Below are 14623 nucleotides of genomic sequence, written 5' to 3'. Positions count from 1 at the left end.
GTTAACGGACCTCGTCGAAGTTGGGCTTCTCCACGTAGTCCACCACGACGGGCGCATGGTCGGAGGCGCCCTTGCCGGCCCGCTCCTCGATGTCGACGAACGCGGATTCCGCCAGCTTCGCCAGCGCCGGGGTCGCCAGCTGGAAGTCGATCCGCATGCCCTCACCCTTCTGGAAACGCAGCCCCTGGTAGTCCCAGTAGGTGAAACGCTCACGGGTGAGCGGGCGGGTGACCTCGACCAGTCCGGCGTCGATAAGCCCCTCGAACACGACCCGCTCGGCCTCCGTCACGTGGGTCTTCCCATCGAAGAACGCGATGTTCCACACGTCCTCGTCCAGCGGGGCGATGTTGAAGTCGCCGAGGTAGACGGTTTTCTGCTGCGGGTCCCCGAGCAGAGAATTCTCCGCGTGGAAGCCCAGGTTGTACAGCCAGCGCAGTTTGTAGTCGTAGTGCGGGTCGGCGATCTCCCGGCCGTTGGGCGCGTACAGGCTCCACACCCGCACCCCGCCGCATGTCGCCCCGATCGCCCGGGACTCCACCACCTGCGGATTGTCCGGGTCCTTATCGAATCCGGGCTGTCCGGGGAACTGCTTCTCGACGTCCGTCAATCCCACCCGCGAGACAATGGCCACGCCGTTCCACTGGCTGCGGCCCTCATGCGCCACCTCGTAGCCCGCCTCGTGGAAGCGTTCCCAGGGGAACTGCTCGTCGGTGCATTTGGTCTCCTGGATCGCCAGGACGTCCACGTCGTGGCGGACGAGGAAGTCCACGATCCGGTCCGCGCGGGTGCGCACGGAGTTGACGTTCCAGTTGACGATGCGCATGCCGTACACCCTACCTGGGCTGCGGGGATACGGTGCCCGGAGGTGCGGGCGCTCAGGCCTCCGTGGCGTTGAAGGCCCACAGGACGCCGAACCGGTCGGTCACCTGGCCGTAGTGGTCGCCCCACGGGGCCTTCTCGAAGGGCATGGACACCTCCCCGCCCGCCGCGGTGAACCTGCCGATGAGCTCCTCGGCCTCGGCGGCCGAGTCGAGCTGCAGCATGAAGGAGTAGACGTCGGAGGCCAGGCCCGGGGCATTGGGGCCCATGGCGTCGCCGCCGGCCAGGTGCAGAGTGCCCGAGCGCAGGGTGGCGTGGGCGACGGCGTCGGCGGGCGGATCGAAGGGCAGGCCCTCCATGGGCATCTCGCCGTAGGTCATCACCTCCAGTTCCCCGCCGAAGATCTCGTGGTAGAAGCGGAAAACCTCCGCGGCGTTGCCGGGGAAGGAGATGTAGGGGGTGAACTGGGCGCTCATGGCAGCTCCTGGGGGGAGGGGGTGGTTCAGGTCACACTCTACGGCCCTTCCTGTCCGGTCCGCTACCCCTCCAGCCGGGCGTAGCGGTGGCGGTGGTGCTCGATGAATCCCAGCTTCGTGTACAGGGCCCGCCCGGCCTCGTTGGAGGCGATGACCTGCAGGTAGGCGTCGGTGGCGCCGGCCCCGGCCCCCCAGGCGAGCATCTCGGCGCCGAGGCGGGTGCCCAGGCCGCGGCGTCGATAAGCGGCGGCGACTTCGACGGCCGAGTAGCCGAGCCACCGGCGGCCGTCGTCCGAGGAGGTGAGCGTGCCGCGGGTGATGGCCACGGTTTCCCCGTCGGCGGTGCTCAGGCGGCCGAAACCCATGCGGCCGTCGATCTGCCCGCGCAGCAGATCCAGGGCGTGGACGGGCAGGGGACTGCCGCGGAAGTTGTAGAGTGCCAGCCACGCGTCGTCGGGCTGTTCGTCCAGGCGGAAAAGCAGCTCGGGGGCTTCGGCGGGGGCGGGGAGATCGGTGAGGGGACGGGTCATCACGATGATCTCCGGGCCGAGCTGCCAGCCGCCGGCCTCGACGAGCCGCTCCGCGGGGCGGCCGATGCGCTCGGGGATGAGCACCGTCACCGGCAGGCCGTGGCGCCGGTAGAAGGAGGTGATCTCGTCGAGGGGGACGTGGCCGAAGCCGGCGGAGCGGCCGAGGGGGGCGGCCGAGTTGGAGCGTTCGGTGATGCCGTCCCCGGCCCGCATGAGCCACTGGCCGTCGGTGGTCCAGGTGTGCTCGATGCCGGGGAAGGCCTTCGCCGTGGCGACCTCGACGGCGCGGATATCCGAGTTGCGGATGGTGCGCGGAGACAGCCGTTTGACCACCTTGACCTGTCCGGCGGGGATTTCGACCGCCTCGGCGGCGGAGGGCAGGCCGCCGACGGACTGTGGCCTGACCGTCAGTGGGGTGAGCGACAGGACGTGGCCGATGACGTCGGTGTAGTGCCCGGGGGTGTCGGGGAGCCGGCGCCGGACGACCACCCGGTCGCCGACTGCCACCTCGTCGGAGTGGAAGATGCCCATCTAGTGACCGAAGGGATCCTCGTCCTCGCCCGGCAGCCAGGTCAGGCCGGGGACGTTCCAGCCGTAGGCCTTGAGGGTTTTCTTGGCCTGGCGCTTGTAGCGGCCGAGGAGGACGTCGGTGTAGAGGAAGCCGTCCAGGTGGCCGACCTCGTGCTGCAGGCAGCGGGCGAAGAAGCCGGTGCCCTCGACCTCGACGGGGTTGCCCTCGGCGTCGAGGCCGGTGACCTTCGCCCAGTCGGCGCGCGGGGTGGGCCAGCCCTCGCCGGGGACGGACAGACAGCCCTCGTCCTCGGAGCCGTCGTCGGCGGGCATGGTCTCGGGGATGGCTGAGGTTTCCAGGACCGGGTTGACCACGCAGCCCCGGTGGCGGACGCCGTCGTCGTCGGGGCAGTCGTAGACGAACAACCGCAAGTCGACGCCGACCTGGTTGGCGGCCAGGCCGACGCCGTTGGCCACGGCCATCGTCTCGTACATGTCCGCGATGAGGGTCTGCATCTCCTCGCCGGGGAGGTCGGCGGGGTCGACGGGGCGGGTGGGGGTGTGCAGCACGGGGTCGCCGTGGATCACAATCGGGCGGATGCTCATGGCCTACAGTTTAGGCATGCCCGAACTCAGCGACGCAGACGCCCGCCTCCTCGACTTCGAGGAGCGTGCGCCGCGGTCCGCGGGCGCGAAGGAGGAGCTGATCCGCAGGCAGTTGGGTATGAGTCCGGTGCGTTATTACCAGCGTCTCAACCTGCTTATCGACGTCCCCGCGGCCATGGCCGCCCATCCTGTCCTGCTCGGACGTCTGCGGCGCATCCGCGACCGGCGTGCCGGGGAGCGCCAGCGCGCCGAAGGCAACCACGAAAGCTAGAGTGACTACTGTGACTAATGTGAATCCTGATAATACGTCAGAGTCCGCCGACCCGGGTCCGGGTTCAGGGCCGGCTCCGGGCGCGGCCGCGGGTTCGGGCCTGCCGCTGCGCGGCCTGGCGATGGTGCTCATCGCCGTCGCCGTCCTGCTGGCGATGTGGGGCGTGTACGCCACGACGCAGAACTCGGACTCCTCCGGCGGCGCCGCAGCCCCGACCACCGAGGCGGCCACCGCCGTGCAGGAGTCCCCGGGGGAGAGCACCGATGCGGAGGACACCACCGGTGCCGCCGAGAGCACCCGGCCGGAGGAGACGGAGCGTGCGGCCGGCGCGGAGGCGGAGACTGAGTCCGAGTCGCCCGATTCGCCCACGTCGGGCGCCCCGGCCCCGGCCGGGGCGCAGCCCGCTCCGCGCGGCGCTACCCCGGCCGCGGATCCGGAGCGCGTGCACGTGCTCAACAACTCCACGGTGCCGAACCTGGCCGCCGACATCGCGGGCACCCTCGACCGGGACGGCTACGAGCTCGGTGAAGTGGGCAACCTCGCGGAGGTGATCCTGCCGGAGAACACCGTGTTCTTCCAGCCCGGCAACCAGGACGCGGAGACCCGCGCCCGGGAGCTGGCGGACCGGGTCGGCGGCGTCGCCCGGGAGTACGACGAGACCCTGCCCGACGGCACCGCCGGCCGCAACGACCTGACCCTGGTGCTGGTGGAACAGGTAGCCCTCTGATGATGGTCCCGCCCATCCCCTTCGCCCGCTCCCCGAAGCCCACCCTCGGCGTTGAGTGGGAGATCGCGCTGGTCGACCCGGAGACCCGCGACCTCGCACCGAAGGCGGAGGAGGTCATCGACCTGGTCAAGGCCGCCCACCCCGAAGTTCACCTGGAGAAGGAGTTCCTCCAGAACACCGTCGAACTGGTCACCGGCGTGCACGAGACCGTCCCCGCGGCCATCGGGGAACTCGCCCACGATCTCGCCTGCGTGAAAGAGGCCGCAGAGACCCTGGGCCTGCGCCTGTGGGCCTCGGGGTCGCACCCTTTCTCGGACTTCCGGAAAAACCCCATCTCGGCGAAGATGACCTACGCCGAGATCATCAACCGCACCCGGTACTGGGGGCAGCAGATGCTCATCTGGGGCATCCACGTCCACGTCGGCATCTCCCACGAGGACCGCGTGTGGCCGATCATCAACGCGATGATGACCAGGTACCCGCACCTGCTGGCGCTCACCGCCTCCTCGCCGGGATGGGACGGCATCGACACCGGCTACGCCTCCAACCGCACGATGCTCTACCAGCAGCTGCCCACCGCGGGCATGCCCTACCAGTTCACCTCCTGGGCGGACTGGGAGTCCTACATGAACGACCAGGGTATTTCCGGGGTGATCAACCACACCGGATCGATGCACTTCGACATCCGGCCGGCCGCGAAGTGGGGCACCATCGAGGTGCGGGTCTCCGACGCCACCTCGAACCTGCGGGAGCTGGCTGCGGTCGTCGCGTTGACGCACTGCCTGGTCGTCCACTACGACCGGATGCTCGACCGCGGTGAGGAACTGCCGATTCTGCAGCCGTGGCACGTGGCGGAGAACAAGTGGCGTGCCGCCCGGTACGGCCTGGAGGCCCTGGTGATCACCACGCGCGACACCGACGAGCGGTGGGTCACCCAGGAGCTGGCGGAGTTGGTCGACGACCTCTCCCCCCTCGCCGAGGAACTCGGCTGCCTGAACGAGCTCCACCTCGTCCGGGAGATCCTCGAGCGCGGCGCCGGGTACCAGCGCCAGCGCCGGATCCACCAGCGCACGGGAGACTGGCGCAACGTCATCGACAAAACCTGCGACGAGCTGGAGGAGCTGGTCCCCGATGCGTGATATCGTCCTGCTCCACCCGGCGGGTCTGATGCCGGACACGTGGACCGACGTGGTCCGTTCCCTGCCGGCCGACTGGAAGCCCTGGCTGCCCCACCTCGGCGCGGGCCCACCTGCGCAGCAGCGCGTCGTCGCCGAGCAGTACCTGGACCGGCAGGAGCTGCGGAGAGTCGTGCTCGTAGGGCACGGCACCGGCGCGCTCGTGGCGGCGGGCATCGCGAAGCAGCAGCCGCACCGCGTCAGCCACGTGGTGCTCTCCGGGCTGCCCCGCCCCGAGGAATCCCACGTCAAGGCGGCGAAGCTGCTGCCGAAGTTCCTGCTGCGCCGCCGCGGGGTGGACAAGGGCGCGCTCGTTGATTCGCTCGCCGAGGCCCGTGACCTCGACCTCGCCGGCATCACCGCCCCGACGCTGCTTATCGACGACGCCGACTACTCCGCCGACCCCGCCCGCTTCGTCGCGGAGATCAACGATTTCCTCTCCAGCAACCCGGCATAGAGTACATATCCGGCGATGAACACCAGGCCGGCCCCCGTGAACAGCAGCCGCCGCCGGCACCGTCCTCACAAAGGTGCCGGCGGCGACCGGCAGGTAGACGTTGAGGTCGGTGGGGACCGCATCCTGAAGTCCAGTCCGCCGGGGAGGGTGGAACGGGGCGGCTTCTTGCCGGTGCTACCGTCGGCGCAGCGAGCGGTCGGCGGGGGCGTCGTTACGCGACATGTCCGCGGCCGCACCGTACAGGCCTTCGCGCCGGGAGACACGCCCCAGACGCTGGGCGGTGACCGGGGAGGTCATGGCGGCGAAAACGACCAGCAGGATGAGTACCCCGAGATCGCTGCGCTCAGCGATCCCGAACTCCGGCGAGCCGGTGACCTTGAGCAGTGCGCCGAGGATCGTCAGGATCAGGCCCGTGGTCTGCGGTTTGGTGATTGCATGGATGCGCGACATCGTGTCCCGGAACCGCGCGACGCCGACCGCCGCAGAGAACACGAGGAACGAGCCGGCCAGGATGAGCACCAGTGAGGCGACGTCGGCGAAGAGTTGGTAGGTCATGTCAGGAACCGTCCCTCTTGCGGAAGCGGGCGACGGACACCGAGGCGATGAAACCGAGCAGCGCGATGACGAGCATGGCGTTGGCGACGGTGGTGTCCAGCGTCCACACGATGTAGGTGGCCAGGGCGCACTGCAGCATGGCGACGAAACCGTCCAGGCCGAGCATCCGGTCCATCGAGTTGGGCCCGGTCAGGATCCGCCAGACCATGATGACGAAGGCGGCGGCGAAAAAGGCCGCCGGGATGAGCAGCAGCGAGTTGTAGATGGCGGGGTCCATGTCAGCTCCTCTCGAAGATGCGGATCATGTTGCGTTCCAGGGCGGCGACGTTCTCGATCTCGCGCGCGAGGGCGCGTTCGTCCCCGGCGTCGAGCAGGTGCACGGTCCACATGCGGTTGGCGATGTCGATGTCGCTGACCGCACCACCCGGCTGGAGGTTGTACAGCGAGGTGGCGAAGGACAGGACCAGTTCGTTGGACACCCGCATGGGCACCCGCACGATGGCGGACTTCGGCGGGTCGGCCGGGCGCAGGGCAAGCCAGGCGACCTTCACCGAGGCGACCAGGAGGTCCCGCACCCACGAAACCATGTACCGCAGCAGCGCCCACCAGTGGACCTGCAGGCCGGCGATGGGCATGGCGGGCAGGGGAAGACCGAACACGATGAGGCCGCCCACGAGCAGGCCGCTGATGAAGTTGGCCCAGGAGAATTCACCCATGAGCAGGCACCACATGAGGGTGATCCACACGATGAACCACGGGCGGAAACGGCGGCGGATTCCGTCGATCACGACTGTTCCTCCTCGATGGCGGGCTGGGGTTCGGGCAGCATGTGGTCCCGGTTGCGGAGGGTGTCCGAACCGTCGTCGAGGCGCCGCTGGTCCACGGTGCGGCCGGGGTCGTCGGCGGTGGTCCCGAGGACCGCGGAGCGGTAGATGCTCACGTCCTGCGCGGACTCCGCGGCGCGTCCGGTGACGCTGGCGATGGGGCCGGCCAGAACAGTCACCGCCAGGGAGGCGGCGATGAGTGTGGCGGTGGAGGCGACCATGCCGACGGGCATGCGGCCGACGTCGTCACGCTCGAGGAACTCGACTTCGTCGGTGACGTCGGCGAGCGGGGCGGGCCGCGCCATGGCGACGTTGCCCTCCGGCGCGTCCTTGCGGTCGCGCCAGAAGGCCTTCGACCAGACCAGCACCATCACGTAGAGCGTGAGCAGAGAGGTGACCACGGCGCCGCCGATGAGCAGCCACGCCATGAAGCCGCCCTCGTTCGCGCCGGCCTCCAGCAGGATGATCTTGCCCAGGAAGCCGGAGAAGGGCGGGATGCCGCCCAGGTTGACGGCGGGGATAAAATACAGGACGGCGATGACCGGGGCGGTGTAGGCGAGGGAACCGATCCGCCGCAGCGAGGAGGTGCCCGCCTGACGCTCGATGAGCCCGACGACCAGGAACAACGCTGTCTGCACCAGAATGTGGTGCACCGCGTAGAAGATCGCGCCCGACAACCCCTGGGCTGAGCCCAGCGCGATGCCGAAGATCATGTAGCCGATGTGGCTGACCAGGGTGAAAGACAACAGACGTTTGATGTCGTTCTGCGCCATGGCGCCGAGGATGCCCACGAGCATGGTCGCCAGCGCGACCCACATGAGCATCCCGTCCAGTGAGCCGTCGGTGAACACCACCGAGCGCATCCGGATGATGGAGTACACGCCGACCTTGGTCAGCAGTCCCGCGAACACGGCGGTGACCAGGGAGGGGGCGGTGGGGTAGGAGTCCGGCAGCCAGGCGTCCAGCGGGAAGACGGCGGCCTTGATGCCGAACGCCACCAGCAGGGTGCCGAAGATGGCCGCCCGGGTGCCGGTGGGCACGTCCTCCATCCGCATGCCGATCTGCGCCAGGTTCATCGTGCCCACGGCGGCGTAGACCATCGCCAGGCCGAAGAGGAAGATCATCGACGAGACCATCGACACCATCACGTAGGACACACCGGCGCGGACCCGGGCGGGCGAGGCTCCCAGCGTGAGCAGCACGTAGGAGGCGACCAGGAACACCTCGAATCCCACGTACAGGTTGAACAGGTCGCCGGCGAGGAAGGACATGTTCACGCCCATGCTCAGCAGCAGGTAGGTGGGCAGGAACACCGCGACGGGTTCGTCCTTCCCTCCGTCGCGGATGCCCTGGCTGATGGCGTACCACATGACGCAGAACAGCACGACGGAGGAGACGGTGAGCATCACGGTGGCCAGCCGGTCGGCCACCAGAGTGATACCCACGGGGGCGTCCCAGCCGCCGAGCTGGACGGTCTGGATGCCCTCGAGGTCCACGACGACGACCATCGACGCCGTGAGGACGATGAGCGCGATGAGGGTGCCCAGCGCGATGACGCGCTGGATGTTGGGGTGTCTGCCCGCCAGCAGCGCCAGCGCCGCCGCCACGGCCGGCAGGATCACCGGCAGCGGGATGAGGAAAGGCATCAGCGGCAGCAGCGCCTCCACGAACGGTGTGAGAATCTCAGTCATCTTCGTCCGCCTTCACGGGTGCCTCGAAGGAGCGGGGTCCGAAGGAGTCGCCTTCGCTGGTCAGACGGCCGGTCGACGGGTCGTCGGAGGCGTCGTGGTCCGGGGCCGCACTCGCGGTGGCGGGGCGGGCCGCAATGGCGGCGTCCTCGAGGTCGTCCTCGATGACGTCCGCTGTACGGTAACGGTACTGGCGGTAGGCCAGGGTGAGGATGAACGCGGTCATGGCCATGGCGATGACGATGGCCGTCAGGATCATCCCCTGCGCCAGCGGGTCCGCGATCTCGTCTCCGTAGCGCAACGATTCGCGACCCATGATCGGTGGAGAGCCGGCGGAGCCGCCGGCCTGCAGGATGAGCAGGTTCGCGCCGTTGCCGATGAGCATCAGCCCCAGCATCATCTTCGTCATCGCGCGGTCGAGCACCAGGTACACACCGGCGGAGATCAGGGTGCCCGCCGCCAGCAGCAGGACGAGGTTCGCCACCATCTACTTGTCTCCTTCCGTGGTAGGGCCCGTCAACTGGCGCAGCTCGGCAGCCCGGGCCATGGAGCGCGCCCGGTCGCGGGCGCGTTGCTTGCGCATCTCCTCCTCCAGGTCGAGCTGGCCTCCCAGCGAGGAGAGGATGTGCATCATGAGGCCGACGACGATGAGATAGACGCCGGCGTCGAAAAGCAGTGCGCTGGGCAGCGACATGTTGCCGATCAACGGCAGATCGACCGAGGTGTACGCGGAGGTCAGCGGCGGGTGGCCGAGGAACATCGGCCAGATCGCCGCGACCGCGGACAGGGCGAGACCGGCGCCGAGGATGCGGCCGGCGTCGACCGGCAGCGCCTCCTCCAGCTCGGCGCGGCCGCCGGCGATGTAGCGCAGCGTGAAGGCAAGCGCCGCGACCAGGCCGCCCGCGAAACCGCCGCCGGGGGCGTTGTGACCGGCGAAGAAGAAGTACAGCGACAGCGCCATCATCGACGGGAACAGGATGCGCGTGGCCACGTCGACCATGAGGGAACGGTTCTGCGCGCGCTCGGTCTCCACGCCTGCGGCCAGCCAACGGCGGCCGGTGACAGCCAGCGTCGGGCGCCTCGAGGCGCGGCTGAAGGAGCGGGTCCGGTAGATCAGCGAGGCGACGCCCGTTCCCGCGATCACCAGCACCGAGATCTCGCCGAAGGTGTCCCAGGCCCGCAGGTCCACCAGCAGCACGTTCACTGCGTTGGCGCCGTGGCCGATGTCGTAGGCGAGGTCGGGCATGTAGTCCGAGATCGGGTCGTGCGAGCGGGCGTTGATGGCGAACATCGTCACCACCGTCACAGACAGGCCCACCGCAACGGACAGCCACGCCCGGAACCGGTTCGCCTTGGGGGACTGGGTCCATTCCGTGGTCGTCGGGAGCTTGCGCAGAACCAGCATGAAGATGACCATGAGGACCGTCTCCACCAGGGTCTGCGTGAGCGCCAGGTCGGGGGCGCCCTGCAGCGCGAAGAGCACGGCCAGGGCGTAACCCGTGACACCCACCAGGATCACGCCGGAGAGGCGGTTGTCCATCTGCGTCGCGGCGATCGCCGCGACGATGATTACGGCCGAGGCCAGGGCCTGCCAGGGTGAATCCCACAGCACCATCCGCACGTCGGGTCGGTCTCCCAGGATCAGTGCCGCGCTGGGCAGCACGATGAGCACGCTGAAGATGATGCCCAGGTTCACTGCCAGGGAACCGCGCTGCGTGGAGGCCGTCAGGCGCAGCGAGAGGTGGCGCAGGAAGTCCAGCACCGAGTCGTAGGCGGAATCCGCGTCGCCCAGGGCAGGCTCCGCGAAATGGGCCCTCGACACCACTTCGCGCTGCCAGTGCATGGCCGCGCCGGCCAGGATGATCAGCGCGGAGAGCAGCAGCGGAATGTTGAAGCCGTGCCACAGGGCCAGGTAGCCGCCGGATTCACCCGCCTGGAGCGTGAAGATGTTGTCCAGGTGCGAGGTGATCGCGCCGGACAGCTGCGCCGGGTAGATGCCGAAGTAGAGCGTCAGCGAGGTGAGCGCCAGCGGCGCCAGCCACAGGCGCGGGCCGATCGGCGCCATGTTCGCCACGGGCTCCGAAGCGCCTCCGTCGGCGCCGTCCCTGGGCAGCTTGGTGGCGAAGGCGCCGTTGAGGAACCGCAGCGAGTACGCGACGGTGAGGACCGAACCGAGCACCATGCCCACGAGCATGAGGCTGCGGGGCATGCCCACCAGCAGTTGCTCATGGAGGACCGCTTCGAACACGCTCTCCTTCGCCACGAAACCCAGCAGCGGAGGTACACCGGCCATCGACGCCGCCGAGAGCACCGCCAGCCCCGCGATCAGCGGCTGCCTCCGCCCCAGGCCGCTGAGCTCGCGGATGTCGCGTGTGCCCGTAGTGTGGTCGATCACGCCGACGATCATGAACAGCGTCGCCTTGAACAGCGAATGCGCGAATGTCAGCGCCAGACCGGCGAGCATCGCCTCCCGCGAACCCACCGCCACCGTCGACATGATGAAGCCCAGCTGAGAGACAGTGCCGTACGCGAGGATCAGCTTGAGGTCGCGCTGCCGCAGCGCCATCCAGCCACCCATGAGCATGGTCAGAAGTCCCAGCGGGATGACCACCAGATGCCAGGCATTGACGACGTTGAAGTCGGGGGCGAGGCGGGCGACGAGATAGATGCCCGCCTTCACCATCGCCGCGGAGTGCAGGTAGGCGGACACCGGAGTCGGTGCCGCCATCGCGCCGGGCAGCCAGAAGTGGCCCGGGGCGATGGCGGACTTCGACAGGGCACCCGCCAGGATGAGCACGACTGCGGCGGTGATGTACGGGGTCGTGGACACTTCGGGGAAGGTCTGCAGCTCCGAGAGCCGCCAGATGCCGGTTTGCCGGCCCAGGACGATGATGCCCACCAGCATCGCCAGTCCGCCCAGCGTGGTCACCATGAGTGCCTGGCCGGCGGAACGCCTGGACGACGCCCGCTCGCCGTAGTAGCCGACCAGCAGGAACGACAGCACCGACGTGATCTCCCAGAAGATGTACATCAACAGGAAGTTGTCGGAGATCACCAGTCCGAACATGGCCCCGGCGAAAGCCACCATCTGCCCGCCGAAGATGGCCAGGCGGCGGGGGTTCGAGTCGAAATAGCCCCAGCAGTAGAACAGGACCAGGGCGCCGACGCCCAGGATGATCAGGCTGAACAGCCCGGCCAGGGAGTCGAGCCGGAACTCCAGATTCAGGTGGGCCGCCGGCATCCACTCCATGGTGAAGAACAGCGCTCCGTCGTCGGCGAACGTCCCGCCGGCGAACAGGGACAGCACCCAGAAGAATCCGGCGGCCGGCACGAGGGCGAGTAGTGCGAAGGCCGCTCGGCCGACTGTGCGGATGAGCAGGGGGGCTACCAGGGCGGCGATGGTCAGAGCGGCGAGAAGTAACAGCACGTCTGCGTGGTTCCCCTTCGCTGGTGGGCGGGCAGGACAAGGCGAGAACCGCGTTCCGCTGTTGTCGTCGCCAACGTGCGTGCTGCCCCCAGCGGCAGTAGCTTCCCCGCGAATCCCCGCCGGGTGTGGTGGCGGGTAGACGAGAGCACTGAGAAACACCCAAGATTAAAGGCGGCGTCGAAGACGGCGCGGCCAACGAGGAACCAGTGTAACTGATGACTGTTATATATGGTTCTGCCACATTCCCGGGAGGGGCCCTATTTATGTGTTTATTCCCATACGCTGCTTTCGTGGCGGGAAAAAGGGAAAGGGCGGAACCTGGTGTCAGGTTCCGCCCTTGAGAGGTACTCGGGGGAGGATGGGGGCGCGCTCACTCCGCGGGGGTTCAGCCGTAGATGCGCTGCGCGCCGGAGGCCAGTGCCGATGCGATGGAGGATTCCGGGGTGGGGCCGAAACCGATGGCCCACGAACGGCGGTTCTCGTTGTGCTGGTGGGCGACCTTGACGAAGGTGACGGTCGCCTCGAAGAGCTCGGCCTGGTGGAAGGAGAGGATCTCGACGTGGCGGCCGGAGTCTGCGAGCAGGTGGGAGACCGCGGAGGCGGGGCCCATGGCGGTGATCTCGCGCGTCTCGGTGACCGGCTGCGTGGTCTTCGAGGTGTGGGTCAGCTCGGCGGTGTAGTGCTGCTTGCCGCCGCGTCCGCGGGTGGCCTCCAGGCCGGTGACACGGATGTCGGCGGCCGGGGCGTAGGTGGCGGTGAACAGCGGCCAGGACATGCCGGCTGCTTCATCGCGCAGTCCGCGGGGCAGACGGTGGTCTGCGCCGAAGCGGGAACTGAAGGGATCCTGCTCGGTGTCGGCGGAAGTGCGGGTGGTGACGGTGGCGGGAGCTGTGGTGTGGAACATGGTGACGGTCCTCGTATCTTCGGGAAGGAAGTTGTGGTTGAGTGGACCGGCTCTTCAGCGGTGTGTGGCTTAAGGACTACTACCCCAGGTGCGGGGAGCTAGTCCCTAGCCCGCACTGGGGTGTGTAGCCTCGGCTACTCGCTGAAGAGAAATGTTGTACGTCACACCGACAGGGTAACCCCTGTCGCGTCGATAACACAACCCCGCACTATTTTCCTTCCCAGGCCTGCAGGAACGCGGCCTCGGCCGCGGCGATGCAGATAATTTCGGTGGGATCCACAGATTCGTCGGGGGAGTGGATCGTCGACTGCGGCTCCTCCACGCCGTAGACGGCGATTTCGGCGGCGGGGAACTGCTCCTGGAGGGCGAGGGTGAGCGGGATGGATCCGCCGGAGCCCACGGTCGCGGTCTGGTCTGCGCCATAGGCGGCGGCGAGGCTGTCCCCGAGCGCGGTGAGGGCGGGGCCGCCGACGTCGGTGGCGAAGGGGTTGCTGATGTCGCCGATCTGCACGTCCACGTGGGCGCCCCAGGGGGTGCGGGACCTGAGGTGCTTCTCGAGCTTCTCCACCACCTCCACGGTGTCCATCCCCGGGGGCACCCGCAGGTTGAGCTGCGCGGCGGCGGTGGCGGGCACGGCGTTGACGGCCTCGGCGACGGGGGTCGAGGTGAAACCCGTGACGGTGACGGCGGGACGAGCCCACACCATGTCGGCGGGCTCGTCGGCGTCGGTGCCCATGATGGCCACGCCGTCGAGGATGCCGGCGTCGCGCCGGAAGTCCTCCTTCGTGTACGGGTCTCCGCCCCATGCGCCGTCGTTGGCCACGTCGTCGATGACGGTGCGGCCGTGTTTGTCGCGCAGGGAGTCGAGGATGCGGACCAGGGCTGCGACGGCGTCGGGGGCGGCGCCGCCGTACTGGCCGGAGTGCAGCGGAGATTCAAGGGTGTCGACGGTGACCGTGACCTGCGCGCCGCCGCGCAGCATGGTGGTCAGGGTGGGCACCCCCACCGCGGCGTTGCCGGAGTCGGCGATGAGGATCGCGTCGGCCCGGAAAAGCTCGGGGTCCTCCTGGAGCAGCGCCTCCAGGCCGGCGCCGCCGCGCTCCTCGGAACCTTCGACCAGGACGATGATGCCCAGGCGGGTGCCGCCGGAGGCCTCCACCGCGCGCAGGGCCGCGAGGTGCATGACCAGGTTGCCCTTGCAGTCGGCGGCGCCGCGGCCGTACCAGCGGCCCGCGCGCTCGGTCAGCGTGAACGGGTCAGAGGTCCAGCGGGCGGGATCGCCGGCGGGGACGATGTCGAAGTGGGAGTAGAGGAGGACGGTGGGCATACCCTCCGCTGCTTCTCGACGCCCGATCACCGCGGTGGAGCCGTCAGCGGTGAGGTGGGCGGTGGTGTCGAGGCCGAGCTCGGCGAGAGCTTCCTCGACCCAGGCGGCGGCCGAGGCGTAGTCGGCCTCGCAGCCGGGCTCGGCGTGGACGGAGTTGAAGGCCACCAGGGTGGAGAGGTCGGAGAAGATCCGCTCGCGCTGGCCTTCGAGGTGGGTTGAGTGCGTGGTGGCATCGACGGGGAGACTCATGCCGCCCCACGTTACCGAGGCCCGGTGCCGGATGCCTTGCACTCGACCGCTGCGAGTGCTAGAAAAGGGAACTAGCAC

Annotated in this window: 16 protein-coding genes; 4 read left to right on the top strand and 12 right to left on the bottom strand. The window is 68.6% G+C overall.

Annotated elements, in window-relative coordinates; translation table 11 throughout:
* Position 1 precedes the first annotated feature (1 nt).
* The 4 genes from B840_RS10945 to B840_RS10930 form a co-directional block, all read right to left on the bottom strand.
* The gene (locus tag B840_RS10945) at positions 2–823 is read right to left on the bottom strand and encodes an exodeoxyribonuclease III (protein ID WP_042622158.1); all 822 of its coding nucleotides are present in this window, start codon (positions 821–823) and stop codon (positions 2–4) included.
* 52 nt (positions 824–875) lie between these two features.
* Positions 876–1295 (bottom strand): VOC family protein, encoded by a 420-nt coding sequence (locus tag B840_RS10940; RefSeq protein ID WP_042622157.1) that lies wholly within the window; start codon positions 1293–1295, stop codon positions 876–878.
* Positions 1296–1357: 62 nt separating this feature from the next.
* Entirely contained in the window at positions 1358–2356 is a 999-nt protein-coding gene (locus B840_RS10935; RefSeq protein ID WP_042622156.1) for an N-acetylglutamate synthase, CG3035 family, read from the bottom strand.
* Positions 2357–2941: a peptide deformylase gene (locus tag B840_RS10930; protein WP_042622155.1), complete on the bottom strand. Its 585-nt coding sequence runs from the start codon at positions 2939–2941 to the stop codon at positions 2357–2359. It abuts the gene before it with no gap.
* A 16-nt stretch (positions 2942–2957) separates the two neighbouring features.
* Here B840_RS10930 and B840_RS10925 point away from each other — a divergent pair, with 16 nt between their 5' ends.
* Genes B840_RS10925 through B840_RS12950 form a run of 4 tightly spaced genes read left to right on the top strand, consistent with a single transcriptional unit; the run spans position 2958 to position 5571 of the window.
* On the top strand, positions 2958–3212 hold the full coding sequence (locus B840_RS10925; protein WP_229676613.1) for a DUF3263 domain-containing protein: 255 nt from the start codon (positions 2958–2960) through the stop codon (positions 3210–3212).
* 19 nt (positions 3213–3231) lie between these two features.
* Positions 3232–3939: a LytR C-terminal domain-containing protein gene (locus tag B840_RS10920; RefSeq protein ID WP_042622154.1), complete on the top strand. Its 708-nt coding sequence runs from the start codon at positions 3232–3234 to the stop codon at positions 3937–3939.
* Entirely contained in the window at positions 3939–5078 is a 1140-nt protein-coding gene (locus B840_RS10915) for a glutamate--cysteine ligase (RefSeq protein ID WP_042622153.1), read from the top strand. The genes B840_RS10920 and B840_RS10915 overlap by 1 nt, the downstream gene beginning before the upstream one ends.
* On the top strand, positions 5071–5571 hold the full coding sequence (locus B840_RS12950; protein WP_052491180.1) for an alpha/beta fold hydrolase: 501 nt from the start codon (positions 5071–5073) through the stop codon (positions 5569–5571). Before B840_RS10915 ends, B840_RS12950 begins: the two co-directional genes overlap by 8 nt.
* A gap of 174 nt (positions 5572–5745) precedes the next feature.
* On the opposite strand, the gene B840_RS10905 is transcribed toward B840_RS12950, so the two are convergent.
* From B840_RS10905 to B840_RS10870, 8 genes are all read right to left on the bottom strand, one after another.
* Positions 5746–6126: a monovalent cation/H(+) antiporter subunit G gene (locus B840_RS10905; protein WP_042622152.1), complete on the bottom strand. Its 381-nt coding sequence runs from the start codon at positions 6124–6126 to the stop codon at positions 5746–5748.
* Between the two features lies 1 nt (position 6127).
* Complete coding sequence (locus tag B840_RS10900) at positions 6128–6403, bottom strand: monovalent cation/H+ antiporter complex subunit F (protein ID WP_042622151.1); 276 nt, start codon at positions 6401–6403, stop codon at positions 6128–6130.
* Between the two features lies 1 nt (position 6404).
* Positions 6405–6914, bottom strand: coding sequence for a Na+/H+ antiporter subunit E (locus B840_RS10895; RefSeq protein WP_042622150.1), 510 nt, complete (start codon positions 6912–6914; stop codon positions 6405–6407).
* Complete coding sequence (locus B840_RS10890) at positions 6911–8641, bottom strand: Na+/H+ antiporter subunit D (RefSeq protein ID WP_042622149.1); 1731 nt, start codon at positions 8639–8641, stop codon at positions 6911–6913. Before B840_RS10890 ends, B840_RS10895 begins: the two co-directional genes overlap by 4 nt.
* Positions 8634–9125 (bottom strand): Na(+)/H(+) antiporter subunit C, encoded by a 492-nt coding sequence (locus B840_RS10885; RefSeq protein WP_042622148.1) that lies wholly within the window; start codon positions 9123–9125, stop codon positions 8634–8636. The genes B840_RS10890 and B840_RS10885 overlap by 8 nt, the downstream gene beginning before the upstream one ends.
* Positions 9126–12065 (bottom strand): Na+/H+ antiporter subunit A, encoded by a 2940-nt coding sequence (locus tag B840_RS10880; protein ID WP_042622147.1) that lies wholly within the window; start codon positions 12063–12065, stop codon positions 9126–9128.
* A gap of 385 nt (positions 12066–12450) precedes the next feature.
* Positions 12451–12969, bottom strand: coding sequence for a hypothetical protein (locus tag B840_RS10875; RefSeq protein ID WP_042622146.1), 519 nt, complete (start codon positions 12967–12969; stop codon positions 12451–12453).
* Between the two features lie 208 nt (positions 12970–13177).
* Positions 13178–14545 carry a dipeptidase gene (locus tag B840_RS10870; RefSeq protein ID WP_042622145.1) on the bottom strand — a complete coding sequence of 456 codons (1368 nt, stop codon included), beginning with the start codon at positions 14543–14545 and terminating at the stop codon, positions 13178–13180.
* Positions 14546–14623: the final 78 nt, after the last annotated feature.

The organism is Corynebacterium marinum DSM 44953 (assembly GCF_000835165.1).
Lineage (GTDB): Bacteria > Actinomycetota > Actinomycetes > Mycobacteriales > Mycobacteriaceae > Corynebacterium > Corynebacterium marinum.
This window is presented reverse-complemented; position numbering and strand designations above follow the sequence as displayed.